Below are 22972 nucleotides of genomic sequence, written 5' to 3' on the forward strand. Positions count from 1 at the left end.
TAAGAGTGGATTTAGTGAAATAAGTGGTTATAGATTAGGTTCTTGATTTTACAGCATCGTTAGCTGATTTCATTTCCCTTGCTTTTTTCAGTTTCTGATTCCCGAAGTTATAGGTAACTCCGATGCTCATGAGTCTTGGATAGTTGAAGTTGGCGATATTATTGTATTTTCCATTAGGCTGTACTCCTTTAATGCTGTAGAAACTTTGATTAAATAAGTCGCTCACCTCTGCTACGATAGTCCAGTCTCCTGCAATTTTTTTCAGACTGAAATCAAAGCTTTGTCTTGCTCCTATCATCCCTCCTTCCATGGCAGTCTGGCTGGCAAAGAAGTAATTCACTCCCAGGAACCAGTCTTTTTTAGAGGACAGTCTGATGACATTATTGATGGTTGCAGACATATTGTAATTTTTGACATCAATGATATAAGGATCTACTACTTCCGTTTCTCCCGGAGCAGGCATGGAAGTAGGATCTTCAAATACTCCGCCTTTGTAGGTAACATATCCTAAATTGACAGAATAGTTGGTTGTCCATATGTCTTTGAACCAGGATTTGTTCATTCCAAGAGTAAGAGCAATTTCTCTGTTTTTACCATAATTGGTTCTGATGTACCTCAGGAATCTGGTAGTTTCCATAATTGGATTTCCTTTGATATCCTTGATGATTTTCCCCTCAGCATCTTTTTTAGGAGCTGTTACCGTTCCCTGCAATGGAATCAGGTCTGAAGCTGCTGCATCTTCCACCATATTAAAACTAAGATTGGCATAGAATGCATTTTTGTACATATAATTTAACTCCTGATTATAGTACTTGGAAGCCAGTATAAATGGATTGTTCTGTGTATAATTGGTTGGAGTAAAATAAGTTCTTGAAGGATTCAGTTCCCAGAATCTAGGTCTTCTGATTCTGCTGGAAAAAGTATAGCTTAGATTATGATCGGAATGGATGGCGTAATTTAAATTCAGGTAAGGCAGAAGGTTGTTGTAATTTCTTTCAAATCCTGTTTTATCTACAATATCACCTGTACTTCTGGTCATTTCGTAGCGGGCACCTATTTTTCCGGATATTTTCTCAGTCAGTTTTCTTTCATAATTCAGATAAATCCCAAGTATATTTTCTTTATAAATAAAGTGATTGGTCTGATTGGGATCTATTACAAACTCTCCGTTTTTAAGTTTATCCTGTCTGGTGTCGTTATCTGTATTGGTATGATTGTAACTGATTCCCATTAACCAGGTGGCTCCTTTTGCTGTCTTTTTCAGATAATCAATATTGGCAGCGTAATTATTAATGATTTGTGGTACCGCCTGATGCAATGCTGAATATTTATTGATGGTATCATTCGTTAAAGGAAAACTTTCATTGAAACTTACTTTATCTCTGTTGAACCATAGGTAAGAAACGTTGGATGTAAGCTTACTTCCGAGAGAATCTGTTTTCATCTCATAATTCAAATTGAAAGAATGATTTCTGGTCTGTGCATCCTCGTTATTCACTGTTCTGTTGTTTAAGACTCCGTTTTGCCAGTTGGTAATATCCAGTACAGAATTGAAACTTTTATTGTATCTCATGTTGTAGGAGAATCCAAGGCTGTGCTTTTTATTAATCTCATAATCAACATTGAAACCGCCTCCAAAATTTTTGTTAGGATCATCATTAAACCCAAAGGATTCATTTCTGAAAGTAGGATCTCCGTTGGACAGCGTATACCTTTGTCTGTCTGTCCAGCTTCCCGTTCTGAAATTGGAATTACCAGACCACTTTCCCTGTCTGAAGTTAAAAGAAGCTCCTGCATTAGGGTTATTGTAATATGCCTGTTCGTTTTGCATTTTCAACGTTCCGTTGTAGCCGTTGTTTTTGCTTTTTTTCATCACAATATTAATCACCCCTTCTTTAGATTCAACCTGAAATTCACTTCCGGGAACTGTAATGACTTCTATTTTCTGGATATCCTCAGAGGGAGTAGACTTCAGCATTTCAATCAATGCCTCAGAATCCATATTGGTTTTTTTATTGTTGATGTAAATGATTGCATCATTTTTTCCCAAAATCTTCAGCGTTTTTCCGTCAATGCTGGAAATCATCGGTGTTTGTTTCAAAAGAGTGAAGGTATTGGTTCCTTTAGCAATAGATGAAGAAGCTACATCATATACCAAACGGTCCCCTTGCTTTTTGAAAACCTGCTTCTTGAGAGTCACTGCATCAATAGCATTTACTTTCATACTGTCTTTTTTCTGCTGGGCAGTGACAAGTCCACCGAAAAATAGTGCTGCAATAAGAATTTGAGTCTTCATGATTATTCTTTTTTAATTAATAGCTTGTATGGTTTGTTATTTAACATTACAAAGATATATAATAAATTTAGTATTATGCAATACAAAGTACTTAAAAATATTTTTAAATCATTATAATCGGTTGATTATCAATTAATAAAAATTTACATTAAAATATTGATTGCTTGACCTTTCTGTATAATAAGACAAATAAATGATGTTAAATGTTACATCAATGAAAGAAATTATGAAAGATTTTTTTTTAAATATATAATGATTACTGAAATTTATTCCCATACTTCACGAGTTATGCTTCACAAAAAACCACAGGTGAAACAGGATGCATAATAACTGTAAAAATAAAAAGGACCGAAAAGGTCCTTTTATTATATTGTTTATTCTCTGTCGAATCGGGCGAGCTTTTTATCTACCCAAACTGTTGCAAAAGGGAAGAATGCCGATAATAGGGCAAAAACAAAATCTTCATCATCCCAGTTATAAATTTTTCTGGCAGGAAGGCATAACAAAAGATAAAGCGTAAAAAATAATCCGTGTAAACTACCAATAACGCTGATGAAGATAATCGAATATAAATTTTCATCATACCGGATCCAGATCATCGCAACACCATACAACAAAAGACATGAAATGGCCTCCGCAAGACAAATCTGCTTAAACCATCTGATGATTTTTTCCTGAGAATATTTTGAGAATATTTTTTCGATGAAGTCCATTTCTAAAGATTGAGGTGAGAATTAAAAGGTAAGAGTCTTTCTCCCGCTTTTGGTTAATCTCTCATTTCTGATGTACAAAATTACTTATAAAAATTGCTACCATCCAAATATTCAAAAACTTCTGGTGGCAGCATAGGTCTTACATTTTTACTATCCCTTATCATATTACGGATTTCCGTAGCTGAAAGTTCTATTACCGGAGCTTTGATCATGGAGATATTTTCATGCTGTAAATACTCAGAATCTTTTTTCTCACCTTCAAATACTCTGGGATACACAATAATATGATGATTTTTGATCAGTATATCAGAGTTTTTCCATTTGTGAAGGCTTTTCAGGTTATCCTCTCCCATGATGAGACTGAAAGAATAATCAGGGTATTTTTCATGAAGATACGTTAAGGTATCAATAGTATAACTTGGTTTCGGAAGAGAGAACTCCACATTGGAAGCTCTCATATTGGGATAATTCTTTACTGCCAGCTGTACCATATCCAGCCTGTTATGATCATTCAGTAAAGATTTTTTGTCTTTAAAAGGATTTTGAGGACTTACTACAAACCAAAGTTCATCCATATCAGAATTTTCAAGAATATAATTAGCCAGAATAAGATGCCCGATATGAATAGGATTGAATGATCCGAAAAATAAACCGATTTTTTTCATTTTTTGTTAGGTAATAGGTAGCGGATGGCAGGTAGCAGTAGTTTAGAATATCAATATTTTGATCAGAACTTTAAATTAGTTCAGGCTTTTATTACCTGCAATCTAAATCCTGCAACCTCACTTACTCTCTGAATTTTACATCCTTGATATTAAGATAATGGGTGACATTGCCTTTCCAGTGATTTTCTTCCAGGGTAAAAGCAAGATCAAAGTTTTTATTTTTAAAATCGTCAACAAACTGTCCCAGTTTGAATCCGACACATTCAATATTTCGTCCTGTAGATTCCTGTTTGATATAAAACTTCAGGTGATTATTATCTTTTCCCATTGTTTTTACATATCCGGAAAGCTTCTGATCCGTTAAGGTAAAAATAGGTTTCATATTGTGAGGTCCAAATGGAGCCAGCTTTCTGTGGAAATTGATAAACTCTCTGTTGATCTCATCTACTTTAATCTCCGTATCAATCGTAATAGAAGGTTCCTTTTGATGATCCTTGATTTTTTCAGAAACTATTCTTTCAAATTTTTCTTTGAATGCTGCAAACTTCTCTTTTTCCATTGAAAGTCCTGCAGCAGCATGATGCCCCCCGAATTTTAGAAAATATTCGGAACACAAATCAAGAGCTTCATGAACATCAAAGTCAGAAACAGATCTTGCGGAAGCTACCATTTCCCCATTATTACCATCGGTAAAAACAAGGGTAGGTTTGTAATAGGTTTCAATAAGCCTTGAGGCAACAATACCGATTACACCTTTATTCCATTCCGGATGATAAACAATTGTAGTATGCTTGGTTTCCTGCTGGGATTCTATAATCTGATTGAGGGCCGAAAGAGTGGAATTCATATCCAGTTCACGCCTTTCATCGTTGAGGTTCATAATATCATTTACAATCTGATTGGCATGTTTCAGATTATCAGAAACCATTAGCTCCACAGCTGCTTTGCCATGAGAAATTCTTCCGGCAGCATTGATCTTAGGAGCGATTTCAAAAACAATATTGGAAATTTCAAAATGAGAAAGCTTATCCTCAGGAATCAATAATCTTAAACCAAGATTTCTGGTCTTTCTGAGGGTTTTTAATCCCATTTTAGCCAGAACTCTGTTTTCTCCTGTCATAGAAACGATATCAGCAGCAATGGAAATTGCCAGAAGGTCTGTCAGTTCAAATAATTCTGCTTCCGGTAATTTGTAAATGGTATTAAGTCCCTGGCAGAGTTTAAAACCAACGCCACATCCGGAAAGTTCTTTGAAAGGATATCGGCAGTCGCTTCTTTTAGGATCAAGCACAGCCGCCGCATTAGGAATCTCTTCTCCCGGAAGGTGATGGTCACAGATAATAAAGTCTATCCCAAGATTGCTGGCATAGTTGATCATATCCAGAGCTTTAATTCCACAGTCCAGAGCAATGATTAATGAAAAACCATTTTCTTTGGCAAAATCAATTCCTTCTGTGGAAATTCCATATCCTTCAGAATTCCTGTCCGGAATATAATAATCCAGATATTTTTTCTCAACAATTTTGCTGAGATACAGGTACATCAGGGCAACTGCTGTAGTTCCGTCCACATCATAGTCACCATATACCAATATTTTTTCTCCATTTTCAATAGCGGTGGCAATACGCTCTACAGCTTTTTGCATGTCTGCCATTAAAAAAGGATTGTGTATATCGTTAAGGTTGGGTTTGAAGAATTCTCTGGCCTTTTGATAATTGTCAATTCCCCTTAGAACGAGGATTTTAGATTCAAAAGTACCAAAACCAAGTGACGAACTTAGTCTGTCAACAACTTCCTCATCGGGTTCAGGCTTGTAAATCCATTTTTGACTCATTTCACAAAAATAAGGAAAAAAGTTCTAAAAGCGTCTTTAAAAATCAGCAAATTAGATTTTAAAATGGGTGTTACAATCCTTGGCAAAATTTATACTTGCTTGTTAAATTGATCAGATTAATTATTTTTTTATCCATTTTAAAAATGATTTCTACAGGAAAATTATCCTCAGTCAGACTATATTTCTCGGGTCTTTTTCATGATTGTTTTATTGGTGATAAGGGTATATACTTTCGATAATTAAAAAAATAATATTCAAAAAAGATATGGTAGAATTTTTAACTCAATAATTGTTAAAAATGGCTATCTTCGTGCTCCAAATTTTAAATGACTATGAAAAAAATTATGATAAGCCTTATGCTATTAGGGGCTATGTATTCGATTAATGCGCAGAAAATTAACCTCGGAAAAGCTGCCGGAATGGTTTCAAATGGTGCAAAAGCCTTAACATTTACCAACGAAGATGCTATTAAATTATCCAAAGAATCAGTAGAATGGATGGATAAAAACAATCCTGTAGCGGGACCTAAAGACCCATATACTGTGAGACTGAATAAACTGTTCGGAAAGCATAAATCTCAGGATGGACTGAACTTAAATTATAAAGTTTATAAAGTAAAAGATATTAATGCCTTTGCCTGTGCAGACGGAAGTGTACGTGTCTTCTCTTCATTAATGGATATCATGACGGATAATGAATTACTTGCTGTAATCGGTCATGAAATCGGACACGTAAAGAATCAGGATACCAAAGATGCTATGAAATCAGCCTATCTGAAGGCAGCTGCATTAGATGCTGCTTCCTCAGCTTCGTCAGATGTAGCAGCACTAAATGAAAGTCAGGTAGGGAAGATGGCGAATGCGTTTTTAGATGCTTCGCACAGCAAAAAGCAGGAATCTGAAGCAGATACTTATTCATATGACTTCATGAAAGCCAATAAGTATGATGTGGTAGGAGCGTATACAGCTTTTAAAAAGTTAGCCTTACTTTCACAGGGAAGCACACAGACTAATTTTGAAAAGATGTTCAACTCTCACCCTGATAGCAATAAAAGAGCGGAAGCGATTAAAAAAAGAGCTGAAAAAGACGGTTTGTGGAAAGACCCGGGAACCGTTTCTTTACCTGCATCCAAATTAACAAAATAAGTTTTAATTAACTATTTAAAATAATACAACTGTTTTAAAAGTCAAATTTTCTGAGCTGTTGTTTGATCATTTCAAGCATCACGTAATCTTAGAATAGGCTTTTAAGACAGTTTTATTTTTTCTTACCTGTTGATTTGCAAAAATTGAAATTTTCATTGCTGCCTGATAAGCCTGCAATATGATCTGAGGTGGATCAGGATATCCATTTTCCTTATTTTCTTTCAATATTTCCAATATAAATGGGCTTTTCAACAAAGCGATTTTGAGCTTTTCAACAAAACGAGATCGTGATGGACTATGTAATTTTGCTTTATCAGGATACAGGATACAGTAAAAATATTTTTTGAATAAACTTCCAGCAAAAAATTAAATAAATTAAAACTAGTTCAAAATGGATTTACAATTAAAAGGAAAAAAGGCTCTCGTTACCGGCTCAAGCTCAGGTTTAGGTGAAGCTATTGCAAAATTACTGGCAGACGAAGGGGCTGCTGTGATTATTCATGGCAGAGACAAGGATCGCGCAGAAAAAGTTATGCTTTCTATATTGGAGAAAGGAGGCAGTGCCGAAATTGCTGTAGGTGACCTTTCTACGGATGATGGTGCAGATCAGGTTGCATCTGCGGCTTTGAAGTCCGGGAAGATTGATATCCTCATTAATAATGCAGGCACTACCTCTCACAAATCATGGGGGGAAGCTAGTGCTGAGGATTGGCTGGACATTTACAATACTAATGTAGTTTCCTACGTCCGGATGATTCAACGCATTGTTCCTCAGATGAAAAAATTAGGTTGGGGAAGGGTAATACATATTGGTGGAGGACTTGGTATACAGCCTATTAAAGAGCAGCCTCATTATAATGCTACTTTGGCGGCCCGCCACAATATGTCTGTTTCTCTTGCCAGATCAGTTAAAGATACGGGAATTACCTCTAATGTAGTTTCACCAGGAGCAATCATGAATCCAATGGTTGAAGAGTGGCTAAAAAATGCTGCACCGAAGTTTAATTGGGGTACTGATCCGAAGGAAATTAAATACAAAGCTGTACAGGAGCTCATTCCTAATGATACGGGCAGATTCGGTGAACCTGAAGAAATTGCAGGAGCTGTGGCCTATCTTTGTAGTCCTTTTGCTGATTATATCAGTGGTTCTGTACTTAGGGTTGATGGCGGTACAATCCGTTGCTTGTAAAAACAACAGATATGATTATAAAAAAGGCTGTCCTGAAAGACAGCCTTTGATTTTTATCTGATATTCTTTAAAGATTAAGAATACATTTTTTCTCTCAATTCTTTTACCTTTTTATCAGCAAGGTACTCGTCATAGGTCATTTCTCTGTCGATGATTCCGGTAGGAGTCAGCTCAATGATTCTGTTACAGACTGTTGAAAGCATTTCGTGGTCATGAGATGCCAGTAAAAGATTTCCTTTGAAGTTGGATAAAGAGTTGTTCAAGGTTGTGATACTCTCAAGGTCTAAGTGGTTGGTAGGTTCATCCAATAGAAGAACATTTGCTTTTTGAAGCATCATTCTACTGAACATACATCTCATTTTTTCACCTCCTGAAAGTACTTTACAAGATTTCAAAGCTTCATCTCCTGAAAATAGCATTCTTCCTAAGAATCCTCTTACGAATTCTTCGTGACGCTCTTCGTCATTCTTTGTAAACTGTCTCAACCAGTCAACTAAGCTTAAGTCTTCCTGGAAGAAGTTGGTGTTGTCTAAAGGCATGTGAGACTGGTTTGTTGTCACTCCCCATGCAACTGTTCCTTTATCAGCTTCTACATTTCCAGCCAGAATTTCGAAGAATTCGGTAATAGCTAAAGAGTTTTTGGAAAGGACAGCTACTTTATCTCCTTTTTTAAGATTTAAATCAACATTAGAGAATAATAATTCTCCGTCTTTTGTTTTCTCAAGACCTTTTACATCAAGGATCTGATCTCCTGCTTCTCTTTCCATTTCGAAAATAATAGCAGGATATCTTCTTGAAGAAGGCTTAATATCATCAATATTTAATTTGTCGATCATTTTCTTTCTTGCAGTTGCCTGTTTTGCCTTAGCAACGTTAGAACTGAATCTAGCAATGAAGTCCTGAAGTTCTTTTTTCTTCTCTTCAGCTTTTTTGTTGGCCTGAGCTCTTTGTCTAGTTGCCAATTGAGATGCCTGATACCAGAAAGAGTAGTTACCCGTGTACAGGTTAAGCTTAGAATAATCAAGGTCACCGATGTGTGTACAAACCGTATCAAGGAAGTGACGGTCGTGAGATACAACAATTACTGTGTTTTCATAATCAGCAAGGAAGTCTTCCAGCCATGAGATAGTGTCAATGTCAAGGTCGTTGGTAGGCTCATCCAGAATCAAAACATCAGGGTTTCCGAAAAGTGCCTGAGCCAAAAGAACTTTTACTTTGTCTTTGTTCTCAAGTTCACTCATCAGCTGCCAGTGCATATCATCTGTGATTCCTACGTTAGAAAGCATGGTCTGAGCATCAGATTCTGCAGTCCATCCACCCATTTCGTCATAAATTACACCCAATTCTCCGGCTTTGATACCGTCTTCGTCAGAGAAATCTTCTTTTGCGTATAACGCATCCATTTCCTCTTTTATCTCAAATAATTTCTTATTACCTCTTAAAACAGCTTCAAGAACTGTAAACTGATCATAAGCAAAGTGATCCTGCTCCAAAACTGACATTCTCTTCCCTGGTTCCAGAGATACATGCCCTGTTGTAGGATCCTGCTTTCCTGTTAGTATTTTCAGGAATGTAGACTTTCCCGCACCGTTTGCTCCGATGATCCCGTAGCAGTTTCCTTTGGTAAACATAATATTTACCTCGTCAAAAAGAACTCTTTTCCCGAATTGTAAAGATAAGTTAGATACTGTTAACATATAGTTTTGTAAATTTGGCGCAAAAATACGAAAAGAATTTGGGTATTTTGTAATAATATAATAGTCAAGTTTTTAAATGTATGGTATTTTTTATATATTTCATTAACGAAATTTTAAAATGATGAAGATTGAGAAAACAGTTAGCATATTAAATAAAAGAGCCCGTTTTGAATATGAAATTCTGGAAGAATACGAAGCCGGAATGGTTTTGACGGGTACGGAAATAAAATCTTTACGTTCATCCAAAGCATCCATTACAGAATCCTTCTGTCAGTTTATTGATGGGGAATTGTACATCATCAACATGATGATTGATGAGTATAAATTGGGAACTTTTTACAATCACAAAACAAAAAGGGAACGGAAATTGCTCTTGCACAAAAAAGAATTACAAAAACTTGAAAAAAAGTTAAAGGATGCCGGGAACACCATAATACCTTTAAAATTATATATCACTGACCGAGGGAAAGCAAAGGTGCTGATAGCGCTTGGTAGAGGGAAAAAACTTTTCGATAAAAGAGAGGCGATAAAAGATAGAGAAAATAAACGGAACCTCGACAGAATATTAAAGAAAAGTTAAAAATCATTTGAAAAACTTTGTATATAAAGAAAAATTATATTTATTTTGCATTATCAATTATTTAATCATTTAATTCTATGAAAAATCTAAAATTAGGAATTTCAGCATTGGCGCTTACTGTTGCCTCTACTGTTTTCGCACAGACTACCAACAATCCGTGGTTAATCGGAGTTGGTGCTCATGCTGAAAACCACGTAGCAGCAAGAGGTAACTTCAGTAATACGTTCTCTGCTAACAATTTGACAAAAAGTATGTTCAATGTGAACAACTTTTCTATTACACCTCCACTATCTAAGTTAACAGTTGCTAGAAACGTTGGTAAAGGTTTAGTAATTGACTGGCAAACTTCTGTTGGAAATGTTGAAAACAAAAGATTCAACATGGGGAAAGAATTTTTCCTAATGACAGGTCTTGGTTTCCAGGCTCACGCTGCAGGTCTTTTATGGAACGAAGAATCTTGGTTTGATCCATATTTAAGAGTTGGTGCTAACTACTTAAGACATGACTATACAGCTCTTACTTTCCCTAGAACATCTGTTGATGCTAACGGTAACGCAATCGAAACTGTAACAAACGGTAAGGATGGTAACGAAAACGGTAAAGCTAACCACTTTACTGTAGCTACAGGTGCTGGTGCTAACTTCTGGGTAACTAAGAACTTCGGTCTTGGTATTCAGGGAGATTATGTATCAACTCCAGGTGATAAATCTACTGTTGCTAACTTCTGGCAAGCTTCTGCTTCTATCTTATTCAGATTCGGAAACAGAGACAGAGATAAGGATGGTATCCTAGATAAAGATGACCTTTGTCCAGATACTCCAGGTTTACCAGAATTCCAAGGATGTCCTGATACTGACGGTGACGGAGTTCCAGATAAAGACGATCAATGTCCAGAAGTGGCAGGTCCAGTTGAAAACAACGGATGCCCTTGGCCAGATACTGACGGTGATGGTGTAATCGACAAAGATGACGCTTGTCCTACAGTAGCAGGTCCTGCTGAAAACAACGGTTGTCCTTGGCCAGATACAGACGGTGACGGTATCTTAGATAAAGATGATGCTTGTCCTACTGTTCCAGGTCTTCCAGAATACAACGGATGTCCTAAACCAAAAGAAGTAACAGCTACTGACGTTGAGAAAAACCTTAAGAGCGTATACTTCGATTTCAACAAAGCTACAATCAAGCCTGAATCTAAAGGAGCTTTAGATACTGCTGCTGAAATCATTAAGAAAGATGGAGGTAGATTCCTATTAGTTGGTGAAACTGACAAAAAAGGAAGTGATGCTTACAACTTGAAATTATCTAAGGAAAGAGCTGCTTCTGTAGTTGCTGCTTTAGATGCGAGAGGTGTAGATATCAACGCATTAAAATCAGTTGGTATTGGAGAGCAAAATGCTAAAGTTGCAGAATCTGCATCTGATGCTGAAAGACAAGCTGATAGAAAAGTAACTGTTAGATACATTGGTGATGACAGTGAGTGGAACAAATATCAGAAATCTGATGTTGTAGCTCCAGCGAAAAAAGCTACTAAAAAAGCTACTAAAAAAGCTCCAGCTAAGAAAAAAGCTGTTGCTAAAAAGAAAAAATAATTAATTTTTCTAAATAATGAATACCTCCAATTTGATTGGAGGTATTTTTTTTTTGTGGACTTTTGAGTAATTTTGTTGGAAATTTAAAAATTAAAATGGGAAGAGCATTTGAATATAGAAAAGCTTCTAAAATGGCCAGATGGGATAAGATGGCCAAAACATTCTCTAAAATTGGAAAAGATATTGCTTTAGCGGTGAAAGCTGGTGGAACAGATCCTGAATCCAATCCTGCATTGAGAAGATGTATCCAAAACGCAAAAGGTGCCAATATGCCTAAGGATAATGTTGAAAGAGCAATTAAAAAGGCAAGTGGTGCGGATGCAGAAAACTATGAAGAAATCACTTATGAAGGTTATGGGCAAGGTGGTGTTGCTTTTTTTGTGGAATGTACTACAAACAATACAACAAGAACGGTAGCTAACGTAAGAGCTGTTTTCAACAAGTTTGACGGTAACCTTGGTAAAAATGGTGAACTGGCATTTATCTTCGACAGAAAAGGAATTTTCACCATAGATTTAGCTCAGATTAAAATGGATTGGGATGATTTCGAAATGGAAATGATTGACGGAGGAGCAGAAGATGTAGAAAAAGATGAAGAAGAAGTAATGATTACTACTGCTTTTGAAGATTTCGGTTCTTTATCTCACAAATTAGATGCGCTTGGAATTGAAGCAAAAAGTGCAGAACTTCAGAGAATTCCAAACAATACAAAAGAAGTAAACGCAGAACAGTTCAAAGCTAATATGAAAATGCTTGAGCGTTTCGAAGAAGATGATGACGTGCAAAACGTTTACCACAACATGGAAATCACAGAAGAGCTGATGAACTCTTTATAAAAAATAATATAGCATTCATATACAGTTAATTTTCAATTAGTTTCTTTGTATAAAACTATGAAAAGAAACGTTGAATTAGTTGTTATATCGGATGTTCATTTGGGAACTTATGGATGTAAGGCTAAAGAATTGTTGAGATATCTCAATTCTATCCAACCTAAAACGTTAGTTTTAAACGGTGATATTATTGATATCTGGCAGTTTAAAAAGTCTTACTTCCCTAAACCTCATTTGAAGGTAATCAGAAAGATACTTTCACTGGCTACCAAAAACACAGATGTCTATTACATTACAGGCAATCACGATGAAATGTTCCGCAAGTTCACCGATTTTGAACTAGGGAATCTTAAAGTCTGCAATAAGATCTGTCTGAACATTGATCAGAAAAAAACCTGGATATTTCACGGTGATGTTTTCGATGCATCCGTCCAGCATTCCAAATGGATCGCCAAACTCGGCGGAAAAGGTTACGACCTCCTTATTATTATCAATAATGTTGTAAATTGGTTCTTAGAAAAAATGGGTAAAGAAAAATATTCGTTTTCCAAAAAGATCAAAAACAATGTGAAAAAAGCAGTAAAATATATCGGGGATTTTGAATTGACAGCTTCTGAGCTGGCTATTGATAACCAATATGATTATGTGGTATGTGGCCATATTCACCAGCCACAGATCCGTGAGGTTGTTAATAAAAAAGGATCCTGTACTTACCTGAATTCCGGTGACTGGATAGAAAATCTTTCTGCTTTGGAATATCATGATAAACAATGGAAGATCTTTTATTACGATGAGCATAAGCATTTGCTGAAAGATGATGAAGCAGAAGAAATCCCGGAAATGGATAATTCTGCTCTTTTAAAAATTGTAACCAACTTTTCCTAAATGAAGATTTTGTATGCATTCCAGGGTACTGGAAACGGGCATGTTGCCAGAGCACAGGAAATTATTCCTCTTCTCAAAAAGCATGCATCTGTGGATACCTTAATAAGCGGTCATCAATCGCAATTGAAGGCTGATTTTGACATTAACTTTCAATACGGAGGCATTTCCCTTCTTTATAATAAAACAGGAGGCCTGTCTTACCGAAAAACATTCACCGAAAATAAATTCTTTGAAGCAGCTAAAACCATCAGAGAATTGGAGCTGTCACAGTATGATTTAATTATTAACGATTATGAACCTCTGACAGGCTGGGCTTCCAAACTTAAAAAGCTTCCGTTGATAGAACTCAGCCACCAGGCTTCCATGAGTTTTCCTGAAACACCCAAACCAAAGGAAAAAGATTTTCTTGGAGAAATGATTTTGAAATATTACGTTCCCAGTGAAAGGAAAATCGGGTTTCATTTTGAAAATTATCATCCACAGATCAAAAAACCGGTGATCAGGAGAAAGATCAGAAATCTGAATCCTTATCAACAGGGATATTATCTTGTGTACCTGCCTAGTTTTGCAGATGAGAATATCATCAAGGTTTTAAGAAAAATTCCTGTGGAGTGGAAAGTGTTTTCAAAATACAGCAAAGTACGGGTGAAAGTAAAAAATGTGGAAGTATTTCCCATTGATGAAAGCCAGTATCTGAAATACTTTGAAGGCTGTGACGGAATTTTGTGCAATGCAGGTTTTGAAACTCCGGCTGAAGCACTATTTATGGATAAGAAACTATTTGTGATTCCTATTCACAATCAATATGAGCAGGAATGCAATGCATGCGCTCTGGATAAAATGGGAATCCCCAATTCCAAGGTTTTAAATCTTCAGGAAATAATGGAATGGGTAGCATCAGATCATCATCTCAGAGTAGATTATCCGGATGATATTGAAGATATTCTGGTAAACGAGGTATTAATTCTTTAAAAAGATATCGTCCACATCACTCATTCTCATCATCACAGACCTTGCATAGGAACAGTGCGGATATACCTTCCAGTTATTTTCTCTGGCAAATCTGATGGCTTCTTCCACTAAAAATTTTCCCATTCCTCTGCCTTCAAATTCGGGATGTACCAATACAAAAGAAATAATAAATTTATGATCTTCAGGGAAAATAGTATAGGTAAGCCTTCCGACTTCTTTTAGTTCGTTATTTAAAGTGAGAACTCCGCCGTTCCCGGATTTATTGTTTTCAAATTTCATGATTCAGGACTTTATTTTTCAATATACAAAAATTGCACCGAGCTTTGCATAAGCAATAAGCAATAAGCAATAAGCAATAAGCAATAAGCAATAAGCAATAAGCAATAAGCAATAAGCAATAAGTCTTGCTGTCAATCTCGCTCAACATTTTTCAAATTGACCATTCACCTACCTAATTATCTTTCCCCGTATAATAGTTATAATCTTTGATAATAACATTGATAAACTGCCTTTCCGTCATTTTAGTGGGATCTATTTCCAGCTTCAGAATACTTTTGATTTTTTCGGATAGTTTACTGATGATCTGTCGGTCATCCACTTTCAGAGCTTTGGTATAATTATCTTTGATGATTCTCATATCATTATCACTCAAAGCAATCACCTGCGGAAAAGAAGGAACATAATTCTCATGGATATTCTCCAGGATTGTATGAGAAATATTAATGTTATTTTTTAGGGAGATCACAGCCGTTCCGGAAGCAATGTCTCCTAAACGCTGGTTGTTTTTAGAAACAATCATAGAAATAAGCCCGACTACTCCGGCAAATGAAACATCTACAATTCTGAAAACCCAGCGGATCATATAATCTGCGAAGCTGGCCTGGTAACCATCTATTTTCACCACTTTTATTTTCATCAGTTTCTTACCGGGAGTCTGCCCTTCCATTAAGCTTTCCAATACAAGAGGATAAATATAAATAGGAAATGTAAGGACAAGATAGACAGCACGTATCGACCAACCGTCAAGGCCATTCAGAAGATATCCCAAATCGAAAATATTAAAGAACAGATACAGGATAATGACTACGTAAGCAATCCTGATCAAAAGATCAATAATGAAGGCAAGCATTCTTTCTCCTACACCTGCAATATTAAAATTAATATTTACATTTTGTGAGGTATTTATCGCAATTTGAGACATATTTTTTATTATTTTAGCCTTAACAATTATGAGAGAAGTTTATTTCATTAAACAAAATAAAGAAAAATGGTTGGGAATAGAACAGGTTATTCAAGGGAAAATTAAAAAAAATCCTGATGACCTGTCTTCGTTGTATATAAATCTCATCAACGATCTTTCTTTTGCCCAGACTTATTACCCCAAAAGTAATACTACCGTTTATCTGAACCATTTATCTGCCCAGATTTTTCAGAAAATTTATAAAACCAAAAGGGTAGAGGAAAACAGATTGGTTTACTTTTTCAAAACAGAAGTTCCGTTGTTGATGTATCAGTACCGGAGATATCTGATGTATGCCTTTCTCTTTTTTATTTTATTTACTTCAATCGGAGTACTTTCGGCCATTTATGATAAGAACTTTGTGAATATTATTCTCGGAGAAGGATATGTGAATGAAACTATCGAAAATATTAAAAATAATAATGCGGTAGGCGTTTATCAGAGTGGCAGTACCTGGGGAAGCACCATCGGAATTATTTTTAATAATATCCAGGTAGGAGCAAAATTATATATTTACGGTATTGCCGGAGGAGTGGGAACATTGTTTGCATTGCTTTCCAATAGTGTAATGCTGGGAGCCTTTCAATATTTCTTCTATGATTACGGAGCATTGAAAGACAGCGCCAGAGGAATATGGCTTCACGGAGTTTTTGAGATTTTTGCTATGGTGGTAGAAGCGATGTGTGGATTGATTCTGGGCGCTTCTATTTTGTTTCCAAGAACATTTTCAAGATTTAATTCGTTTAAAAAAGGATTTAAAGATTCATTTAAAATATTTTTAAGTACCGTTCCTTTCACCATTTGTGCAGGGATTATAGAAGGATATGTCACCAGACACGCATTGAAGATGCCTTTACTATTGAACCTAATCATCATTTTTGGCTCACTGGCAATTATTGGATACTACTATTTTGTATATCCGTCTGTTGTTTACAAAAAAACTAATAAACACATCAATGATACAATTTTATAAAAAAAGAGATTTCGGAACTTTTATCAGTGATAGTTTCAATTTTTTCAAATTATACGGAAAGAATTATTTTAAAAACTATATTTTGATCAACGGCTTGCTTTTGATCTTAATGGTTACAGTTGTTATTTTCGGATATAAAGAACTTTTTTCACAGATATTCGGATCGAATCTTGGAGGTGAAACGTATTATTTTGAGCAGTATTTTTCTGAAAACTCAGGGATGCTGATTACAGTGGGATTATTAACTTTCCTGCTTTTCATGGTTCTTATGATTGTCAATTATCTGTATCCTGTTTTTTACTTAAAAAGAATTGCACAAGGTGCAGAAAAAATAAAGACTGATGAAATTCTGGGAGACTTTAAAAACAATGCCGGAAGAATTGGGAAACTATGTCTGGGAATGATCTTTATCGTTACTCCGGCCATTTTATTTGTAGTGGGCTTTTCTTATATCCTGGTTCTTATCATTATCGGATTCTTCCTTATCCTGCTTCTTTATCCTACGATATTTAATTTTACAACATTTCTGATGTATGATTATTTTAATTCGGACAGAGGTTTCTGGGGAAGTTTGAGCTATGCTTTGCGTTCTCAGTTTTCTTACCCGAATGGAAGTGAAAAATCGCCGTTCTGGAAATATTGGGGATCTGCATTTGTGATGTTTATTATTATGTATATGATAACATCCATATTCACATTGATCCCCATGATGTTTTTTTACGGATCGCTTCTTACGTCTACACCGGATGGAAATTTTGAGCAGAATCCTTTTACCGGAGCTGCAGGAATTGTATTTTTTGTATTCTATGGATTTTCTATGCTGCTTTCTTTTTTCCTTTCCAATCTGATGTATGTAAATGCGGGATTGATGTATTATGACAGCAGAACAGATCTCCACCAGAAAGTAGAATTGGCAGAAATAGACACGATTGGAATCAATGAATAAAATTCTTTTTTTCATACTGCTTTTTTTCTCTCTTGGGCTGGTTAAAGCTCAGGAAGATAATCCTGCTTCTGATGATCTGGTAGATTCATTGTATACCACCGGACATTACAGGAATATGCTGCGTGCGGATTCTGTGCTGATGAAATACCCGGTATCGGAGAATGAGGTATATCCCAAAACATTTAAAGAAAATATTCCGTCAAGATATAAAGGAAATGAATTTGATTATTCCGTATCAAAGCCGAGAGAATCTTTTTTTCAGAAGCTGATGCGAAAAATCAATCAGATCATACAGAGTATTTTTGGGGAAACAGCATTCACTAAGTCGGCAGAGCTTACTACTATTCTTATTCGTTTGTTTGCCATTATCCTGGTAGGTTTTCTGCTTTATTTCATCATTAAATACATCATGGGGAAGGATGGAAACTTTATTTTTGGCAGGAAGAATAAAAAACTGGATCTCAATGTGCAGGAGCTCCATGAGAATATCCACGAAATCAATTTCCCTGATAGTATCGCGAAATTTGAACTTGCAGGAGATTACCGCTCCGCAGTTCGGTACCAATTCCTGTTTGTTCTTAAAAAACTAAGTGACAAAAAACTGATCAACTGGAATCCGGAAAAGACCAACAAGGATTATGCTGCAGAACTTAAGGCTCCTCATCTGAAAAATGAATTTTATAATCTTTCTTATATCTTTGATTATGTCTGGTACGGTGAATTTAATATTGAAGAAGAGAGCTATCAGAAATTTAAAAACCAGTATCAGGCCTTTAAACCATAACAAATAGTAACCATGAATAAAACTTTCAAAACATATGCTGTAATTTTCGTCATTGTGATGATTATTCTGGCGTTGCTTGAAGTTAACAAAAAAGAAACGACAGACTGGCGGAAGAATTTTGATATCAACGAAAAGTCTCCGTTTGGATTATTTGTTTTTAATAATGAAGCCAAAGATCTTTTTAAAAATAACCTGAAGAAAATTGAGCAGGTTCCTTACGAATATTACAGCCAGCACAAAAAAGGAGCTCACAATATTGTAGTCATTGAAAATAACCTAGACGGTGAGTCATGGAAAAAAATCCTGTCTCAGGTATCTGAAGGTTCAGACGCATTTCTGATGGTAACCCGTATGCCTAAAGAAATTTCAGACAGTATCGGATATTACGATTCTGAAATTTCTTTTGAAGAAGAAAATGTCCTGAAGCTTACCGATAAAAAATTTCAGAATGATTTTCTTAAATTAGATAAATTTCCATCGGGTAGAGGTTTTTCATTCATTAAGCCTAAAGTGGAAGTACTGGGGAAAACCGTTGAGAAAAAGAATACAGATCAGGCCAATTTTATTAAAGTAAAGTTTGGGAAAGGATACATCTATGCTCATACAGAACCGCTTTTCCTGACCAATTATTATCTTCTGAAACCCGGCAATGTAAAATATGCACAGGATGTGTTTTCATATCTTCAGGATAGGGAAACCCTTTGGTTTGTCTCAAATAAAAGCTCTGAATCACGCTTTTTCATGAGATTTATATTGTCAAATCCACCTTTAAAATATGCATGGTGGGTATTTTTAGGAGGACTTATTCTTTTTATCTTCTTTAATGCAAAAAGGAAACAGAGAATCGTCCCTGTAGAAGAACCATTAAGAAATACTTCCTTGGATTTTGTGAAAAGCATTGGAAATCTGTATCTTCAGGAAGGCGATTTTCATGACATGATGGCCAAGAAGGCACAGTATTTTCTGAACAAAGTGAGAATGGATCTGTTGATAGATACTCAGAATGTAGATGAAGAGTTTGCAAAAAAATTACATCTGAAAACTGGTAAACCCGTGGAAATGATTGGCGAAGCAATAGCACTTATCAAAAAAGCTCAGGATCCTTACGCCAGTGTAATGAAGGAAGATCTTACAAGGATCAATAAGCTCCTTGATGAAATACTTAAATAATATAACAATAGAATAACCTAACCATATAACAGTTTTTCAATGCTAAAATGTCTTTTCGTTAGAATAAATGTAATTGTAGATAGTCATTGTTAAACTAGCAAATTAAAATTATTATGGAAAACTTTGATAACCCGAATATAGAAAACCAAAACGCTATCAATCTTAATAAACAGGAAGAGCAGTTTCAGTCGAGAATTGATATGATTGAACTTCGTGCGAGTTTAGAGAAAGTAAAATCTGAGATCGGAAAAGTAATTGTAGGACAGGAGAAGATGATTGAACATCTTTTGGCTGCATTACTTTCAAACGGACACGTACTTATTGAAGGCGTTCCAGGAGTAGCGAAAACAATCACGGCAAAATTATTAGCCAAAACCATTGACGTAGGGTTTAGCAGAATTCAGTTTACTCCGGACCTGATGCCTTCCGATATTTTGGGGACTTCCGTATTTAATGTGAAAAATTCAGAATTTGAATTCAAAAAAGGTCCTATCTTCTCCAACTTCATCCTGATTGATGAGATCAACAGATCACCTGCCAAAACGCAGTCTGCATTATTTGAAGTGATGGAAGAAAGACAGATCACAATGGATGGTATACGTTATACGATGGAAGAACCTTTCCTTGTTATTGCTACCCAAAACCCAATTGAACATGAAGGAACATACAGACTTCCTGAAGCACAACTGGACCGTTTTCTATTCAAAATCAATGTAGGATATCCTAGCCTTGAACAGGAAATTGCGATCATTAAAAATCAGCACGAAAGCAAAAAAGAAGATAAAACAGAAGGAATTAACCGTGTGATCAGTGCAGAACAGTTGAAAAACTATCAGCATCTGGTAAAAGAAATCATTGTGGAAGCCCAATTGATGGAATACATTGCAAAGATTATCATCAATACCAGAGAAAACCAATTCTTATATCTGGGAGCATCTCCAAGAGCTTCTCTGGCACTTCTTACCGCTTCAAAATCATTTGCAGCAATAAGAGGAAGAGATTTTGTAACTCCTGAAGATATTAAAGAAGCAAGTTATGCTGTTTTAAGACATAGAGTCATTGTATCTCCCGAAAGAGAAATGGAAGGTCTTACTGCAGATGAAATTATCCGTCAGATTTTAGAAGGAATAGAGATTCCAAGGTAGGTAGTAGATAATAGGTGGCAGGTAGCAGTTGATAGTAAGTGAAACTGACAAAATTATTATATATGGCAAATTTTAAAGAGCTTTTAGTTTGGCAGAAATCAATTGATTTTGTTACTGAAATGTATAGAATTACAGAAACTTTTCCTAAAGCCGAAATCTACGGATTAGTATCACAAATCAGAAGAGCAGCTGTTTCAATCCCCTCTAATATTGCTGAGTGAAATTCGAGACGAAGTAAACCTGATTACCTACAATTTTTAAAAATAGCAAGAGGCAGTTGTGCAGAGGTAGAAACACAATTAATCATTTCAAAAAATCTCGGTTTTTTAAATGAGGATGGTTATTTGAAACTCAATAAAAGTATTATAGAAATATCCAAAATGTTGAACGGACTTATTAATTCCTTACAATAATAATGAATGTGAAAAAGCTAATAAACGACCACCTAAAACCTTTCATCTGCAACCTGCCACCTAACCAATGAAAAACTTATACATCAATACACGTTTCTTTTTTACACTCATCGGAGTGGGGATTCTGTATGTCCTTGCATTTTTCTTTCCGGTGCTGATGTGGGTTGCCCATATTGCACTCCTGATTTGCTTTCTGGCGGCAATGGTAGATTTTCTGTTGCTTTTCAACCAAAAGAATGCATTGCAGGTTCAAAGAATTCTGCCAGAAAAACTGTCCAACGGAGATGAGAATTTTGTAAAAATTGACATCAAGAATAATTACAGCTTTACCATAGCCACTAAAATTATTGATGAAATTCCGTTTCAGTTTCAAAAAAGAGATTTTCTGATTGAAAAACAGATCGCTTCAGGAGCAAATACATTTTTTCAATACTCATTAGAACCTAAAGAAAGAGGAGAATATCATTTCGGAGGTCTAAATGTGTATGCATCATCACCATTGGGATTCATCTCAAAAAGATTTATTTTCCAAAAAGATGCTATGCTTCCTTCTTATCCATCCTTTGTTCATCTCAGAAAATATGAACTGATGGCTATTCAGAGTGAATTTTTATTAGGCGGAATCAAGAAAGTCAGAAAGCTGGGACATACGATGGAATTTGAGCAGATCAAAGAATATGTTCCCGGAGATGATATCAGAACGATCAACTGGAAAGCAACGTCAAAGACGAACCGTCTGATGGTGAACCAGTTTCAGGACGAAAAATCACAGCGTATTTTTATGCTGATTGATAAAGGACGAACCATGAAAATGCCTTTCAACGGATTGAGCTTACTGGATTATTCTATCAATGCTACGATGGCACTCTCCCATATTATTTTGAGAAAAGGAGACAGAGCCGGAATGATGACGTTTTCCAAGAAGGCAGAAAATAAAATTGCCGCTGATAATAAATCCGGACAGCTGAAGAAAATCTCTGAAGCACTTTATAATATTAAAACAGATTTCTTCGAGAGTGATTTCAACCGTTTGTATCAGGATGTAAAATATTCCATCAATCAAAGAAGCTTAATCCTGCTTTTTACCAATTTTGAAACACTGGACGGATTGAACCGGCAGTTGAAATATCTTCGTGGAATTGCGAAAAACCATTTGCTGGTCGTGGTATTCTTTAAAAATTCAGAACTACAGACACTGATCAACAAAAAACCTGAGAATATGCAGGAAATCTATGATGAAATCATTGCTGAAAAATTCGAATTTGAAAAGAAACTGATCATCCAGGAACTTCGTAAATACGGAATTTATACCGTCTATACCCTTCCGGAAAATTTGAATATCGATGTTATCAATAAATATCTGGAGATAAAAGCGAGAGGAATTTTATAACTTTGTAGAAGCAATAAGCAAATAAACAATGAAAATTACACTTAACAGAATAAACGACGATTTTTTATTTGAATGTACCAATGCTCAGGGAAATTCTATTCTTTTGGATAATACTTCCCAGCCGGGAGCCAAAGGAGTTTCTCCAATGGAAAGCGTATTGATGGCTGTGGCCGGCTGCAGCGGAATTGATGTAGTTTCTATTCTGAAAAAGCAACGTCAGGAAATCAAGAGTTTTCAGGCAGAAGTAGAAGGAGAAAGAGTACAGGTAGAAGATGCTAAACCTTTTAAATCTATTAATGTTAAATTCCTTCTGGAAGGAGAAATTGATCCTAAAAAAGCATTAAAGGCTGCAGAACTTTCTTTTGAAAAATATTGCTCTGTATCAAAAACGTTAGAACCGAATGTAGAAATCGGATACGAAGTATATGTGAATGGAGAAAAAATTTAATCTCTTATTTAAAAAAATAGCAAAAGCCGGATGAGACATCCGGCTTTTTTATTACTCATTACCAA

21 protein-coding genes and 1 pseudogene are annotated in these 22972 nt (G+C 35.7%); 15 read left to right on the top strand and 7 right to left on the bottom strand.

Features of this window, described 5'->3' with window-relative positions:
* Window positions 1-34: 34 nt before the first annotated feature.
* The 4 genes from DDF69_RS06110 to recJ form a co-directional block, all read right to left on the bottom strand.
* Window positions 35-2296 (bottom strand): outer membrane beta-barrel family protein, encoded by a 2262-nt coding sequence (locus tag DDF69_RS06110; RefSeq protein WP_114819974.1) that lies wholly within the window; start codon window positions 2294-2296, stop codon window positions 35-37.
* Between the two features lie 374 nt (window positions 2297-2670).
* On the bottom strand, window positions 2671-3009 hold the full coding sequence (locus DDF69_RS06115; RefSeq protein ID WP_062673669.1) for a DUF3817 domain-containing protein: 339 nt from the start codon (window positions 3007-3009) through the stop codon (window positions 2671-2673).
* A gap of 80 nt (window positions 3010-3089) precedes the next feature.
* Entirely contained in the window at window positions 3090-3674 is a 585-nt protein-coding gene (gene nadD, locus DDF69_RS06120; protein WP_114819976.1) for a nicotinate (nicotinamide) nucleotide adenylyltransferase, read from the bottom strand.
* Between the two features lie 121 nt (window positions 3675-3795).
* Complete coding sequence (gene recJ / locus DDF69_RS06125) at window positions 3796-5508, bottom strand: single-stranded-DNA-specific exonuclease RecJ (protein ID WP_114819979.1); 1713 nt, start codon at window positions 5506-5508, stop codon at window positions 3796-3798.
* Between the two features lie 332 nt (window positions 5509-5840).
* On the opposite strand from recJ, the gene DDF69_RS06130 reads away from it, so the two are divergent.
* Together DDF69_RS06130 and DDF69_RS06135 are read left to right on the top strand one after the other, a co-directional pair.
* On the top strand, window positions 5841-6653 hold the full coding sequence (locus DDF69_RS06130) for a M48 family metalloprotease (RefSeq protein WP_114819989.1): 813 nt from the start codon (window positions 5841-5843) through the stop codon (window positions 6651-6653).
* Between the two features lie 391 nt (window positions 6654-7044).
* Window positions 7045-7842, top strand: a complete 798-nt coding sequence (locus DDF69_RS06135) for an SDR family NAD(P)-dependent oxidoreductase (RefSeq protein WP_114819990.1) — start codon at window positions 7045-7047, stop codon at window positions 7840-7842.
* A 74-nt stretch (window positions 7843-7916) separates the two neighbouring features.
* Here DDF69_RS06135 and DDF69_RS06140 read toward each other — a convergent pair whose 3' ends face one another.
* The gene (locus tag DDF69_RS06140) at window positions 7917-9539 is read right to left on the bottom strand and encodes an ABC-F family ATP-binding cassette domain-containing protein (protein WP_034694751.1); all 1623 of its coding nucleotides are present in this window, start codon (window positions 9537-9539) and stop codon (window positions 7917-7919) included.
* A gap of 121 nt (window positions 9540-9660) precedes the next feature.
* Here DDF69_RS06140 and smpB point away from each other — a divergent pair, with 121 nt between their 5' ends.
* The 5 genes from smpB (at window position 9661) to DDF69_RS06165 (ending at window position 14398) form a co-directional block, all read left to right on the top strand.
* Window positions 9661-10119: an SsrA-binding protein SmpB gene (gene smpB / locus DDF69_RS06145; protein WP_034694839.1), complete on the top strand. Its 459-nt coding sequence runs from the start codon at window positions 9661-9663 to the stop codon at window positions 10117-10119.
* Between the two features lie 77 nt (window positions 10120-10196).
* Window positions 10197-11708, top strand: coding sequence for an OmpA family protein (locus DDF69_RS06150; protein ID WP_114819991.1), 1512 nt, complete (start codon window positions 10197-10199; stop codon window positions 11706-11708).
* A 95-nt stretch (window positions 11709-11803) separates the two neighbouring features.
* Window positions 11804-12544, top strand: a complete 741-nt coding sequence (locus DDF69_RS06155; protein WP_034694756.1) for a YebC/PmpR family DNA-binding transcriptional regulator — start codon at window positions 11804-11806, stop codon at window positions 12542-12544.
* Between the two features lie 57 nt (window positions 12545-12601).
* Window positions 12602-13426 carry a UDP-2,3-diacylglucosamine diphosphatase gene (locus DDF69_RS06160; protein WP_114819992.1) on the top strand — a complete coding sequence of 275 codons (825 nt, stop codon included), beginning with the start codon at window positions 12602-12604 and terminating at the stop codon, window positions 13424-13426.
* Window positions 13427-14398 (top strand): glycosyltransferase family protein, encoded by a 972-nt coding sequence (locus DDF69_RS06165; protein WP_114819993.1) that lies wholly within the window; start codon window positions 13427-13429, stop codon window positions 14396-14398. It abuts the gene before it with no gap.
* Here DDF69_RS06165 and DDF69_RS06170 read toward each other — a convergent pair.
* Together DDF69_RS06170 and DDF69_RS06175 are read right to left on the bottom strand one after the other, a co-directional pair.
* Window positions 14387-14677: a GNAT family N-acetyltransferase gene (locus DDF69_RS06170; RefSeq protein ID WP_114819994.1), complete on the bottom strand. Its 291-nt coding sequence runs from the start codon at window positions 14675-14677 to the stop codon at window positions 14387-14389. The genes DDF69_RS06165 and DDF69_RS06170 overlap by 12 nt on opposite strands.
* Before the next feature lie 172 nt (window positions 14678-14849).
* Window positions 14850-15599 carry an RDD family protein gene (locus DDF69_RS06175; protein ID WP_114819995.1) on the bottom strand — a complete coding sequence of 250 codons (750 nt, stop codon included), beginning with the start codon at window positions 15597-15599 and terminating at the stop codon, window positions 14850-14852.
* Window positions 15600-15627: 28 nt separating this feature from the next.
* Here DDF69_RS06175 and DDF69_RS06180 point away from each other — a divergent pair, with 28 nt between their 5' ends.
* The 8 genes and pseudogenes from DDF69_RS06180 (at window position 15628) to DDF69_RS06215 (ending at window position 22907) form a co-directional block, all read left to right on the top strand.
* Window positions 15628-16611 carry a stage II sporulation protein M gene (locus tag DDF69_RS06180; RefSeq protein ID WP_114819996.1) on the top strand — a complete coding sequence of 328 codons (984 nt, stop codon included), beginning with the start codon at window positions 15628-15630 and terminating at the stop codon, window positions 16609-16611.
* Window positions 16595-17557, top strand: a complete 963-nt coding sequence (locus DDF69_RS06185; RefSeq protein WP_114819997.1) for a DUF4013 domain-containing protein — start codon at window positions 16595-16597, stop codon at window positions 17555-17557. The genes DDF69_RS06180 and DDF69_RS06185 overlap by 17 nt, the downstream gene beginning before the upstream one ends.
* Window positions 17550-18341: a DUF4129 domain-containing protein gene (locus tag DDF69_RS06190; RefSeq protein ID WP_114819998.1), complete on the top strand. Its 792-nt coding sequence runs from the start codon at window positions 17550-17552 to the stop codon at window positions 18339-18341. Before DDF69_RS06185 ends, DDF69_RS06190 begins: the two co-directional genes overlap by 8 nt.
* Window positions 18342-18353: 12 nt before the next feature.
* Window positions 18354-19511 carry a hypothetical protein gene (locus tag DDF69_RS06195; protein WP_114819999.1) on the top strand — a complete coding sequence of 386 codons (1158 nt, stop codon included), beginning with the start codon at window positions 18354-18356 and terminating at the stop codon, window positions 19509-19511.
* A 113-nt stretch (window positions 19512-19624) separates the two neighbouring features.
* Window positions 19625-20656, top strand: a complete 1032-nt coding sequence (locus tag DDF69_RS06200) for an AAA family ATPase (RefSeq protein ID WP_185144319.1) — start codon at window positions 19625-19627, stop codon at window positions 20654-20656.
* Between the two features lie 62 nt (window positions 20657-20718).
* A pseudogene (locus DDF69_RS06205) lies at window positions 20719-21069 on the top strand (four helix bundle protein).
* Window positions 21070-21136: 67 nt separating this feature from the next.
* Window positions 21137-22459, top strand: coding sequence for a DUF58 domain-containing protein (locus DDF69_RS06210; protein WP_114820000.1), 1323 nt, complete (start codon window positions 21137-21139; stop codon window positions 22457-22459).
* Between the two features lie 28 nt (window positions 22460-22487).
* On the top strand, window positions 22488-22907 hold the full coding sequence (locus DDF69_RS06215) for an OsmC family protein (RefSeq protein WP_002983375.1): 420 nt from the start codon (window positions 22488-22490) through the stop codon (window positions 22905-22907).
* The last annotated feature ends 65 nt before the right edge of the window (window positions 22908-22972 follow it).

The organism is Chryseobacterium sp. KLBC 52 (genome assembly GCF_003347605.1).
In the GTDB taxonomy this organism is placed as follows: domain Bacteria; phylum Bacteroidota; class Bacteroidia; order Flavobacteriales; family Weeksellaceae; genus Chryseobacterium.

Bases quoted from the DNA above. Each gene is read 5' to 3' on its own strand.
- DDF69_RS06110 (WP_114819974.1), bottom strand. From the start codon at position 2,296: ATGAAGACTCAAATTCTTATTGCAGCACTATTTTTCGGTGGACTTGTC.
- DDF69_RS06115 (WP_062673669.1), bottom strand. From the start codon at position 3,009: ATGGACTTCATCGAAAAAATATTCTCAAAATATTCTCAGGAAAAAATC.
- nadD (WP_114819976.1), bottom strand. From the start codon at position 3,674: ATGAAAAAAATCGGTTTATTTTTCGGATCATTCAATCCTATTCATATC.
- recJ (WP_114819979.1), bottom strand. From the start codon at position 5,508: ATGAGTCAAAAATGGATTTACAAGCCTGAACCCGATGAGGAAGTTGTT.
- DDF69_RS06130 (WP_114819989.1), top strand. From the start codon at position 5,841: ATGAAAAAAATTATGATAAGCCTTATGCTATTAGGGGCTATGTATTCG.
- DDF69_RS06135 (WP_114819990.1), top strand. From the start codon at position 7,045: ATGGATTTACAATTAAAAGGAAAAAAGGCTCTCGTTACCGGCTCAAGC.
- DDF69_RS06140 (WP_034694751.1), bottom strand. From the start codon at position 9,539: ATGTTAACAGTATCTAACTTATCTTTACAATTCGGGAAAAGAGTTCTT.
- smpB (WP_034694839.1), top strand. From the start codon at position 9,661: ATGAAGATTGAGAAAACAGTTAGCATATTAAATAAAAGAGCCCGTTTT.
- DDF69_RS06150 (WP_114819991.1), top strand. From the start codon at position 10,197: ATGAAAAATCTAAAATTAGGAATTTCAGCATTGGCGCTTACTGTTGCC.
- DDF69_RS06155 (WP_034694756.1), top strand. From the start codon at position 11,804: ATGGGAAGAGCATTTGAATATAGAAAAGCTTCTAAAATGGCCAGATGG.
- DDF69_RS06160 (WP_114819992.1), top strand. From the start codon at position 12,602: ATGAAAAGAAACGTTGAATTAGTTGTTATATCGGATGTTCATTTGGGA.
- DDF69_RS06165 (WP_114819993.1), top strand. From the start codon at position 13,427: ATGAAGATTTTGTATGCATTCCAGGGTACTGGAAACGGGCATGTTGCC.
- DDF69_RS06170 (WP_114819994.1), bottom strand. From the start codon at position 14,677: ATGAAATTTGAAAACAATAAATCCGGGAACGGCGGAGTTCTCACTTTA.
- DDF69_RS06175 (WP_114819995.1), bottom strand. From the start codon at position 15,599: ATGTCTCAAATTGCGATAAATACCTCACAAAATGTAAATATTAATTTT.
- DDF69_RS06180 (WP_114819996.1), top strand. From the start codon at position 15,628: ATGAGAGAAGTTTATTTCATTAAACAAAATAAAGAAAAATGGTTGGGA.
- DDF69_RS06185 (WP_114819997.1), top strand. From the start codon at position 16,595: ATGATACAATTTTATAAAAAAAGAGATTTCGGAACTTTTATCAGTGAT.
- DDF69_RS06190 (WP_114819998.1), top strand. From the start codon at position 17,550: ATGAATAAAATTCTTTTTTTCATACTGCTTTTTTTCTCTCTTGGGCTG.
- DDF69_RS06195 (WP_114819999.1), top strand. From the start codon at position 18,354: ATGAATAAAACTTTCAAAACATATGCTGTAATTTTCGTCATTGTGATG.
- DDF69_RS06200 (WP_185144319.1), top strand. From the start codon at position 19,625: ATGGAAAACTTTGATAACCCGAATATAGAAAACCAAAACGCTATCAAT.
- DDF69_RS06210 (WP_114820000.1), top strand. From the start codon at position 21,137: ATGAAAAACTTATACATCAATACACGTTTCTTTTTTACACTCATCGGA.
- DDF69_RS06215 (WP_002983375.1), top strand. From the start codon at position 22,488: ATGAAAATTACACTTAACAGAATAAACGACGATTTTTTATTTGAATGT.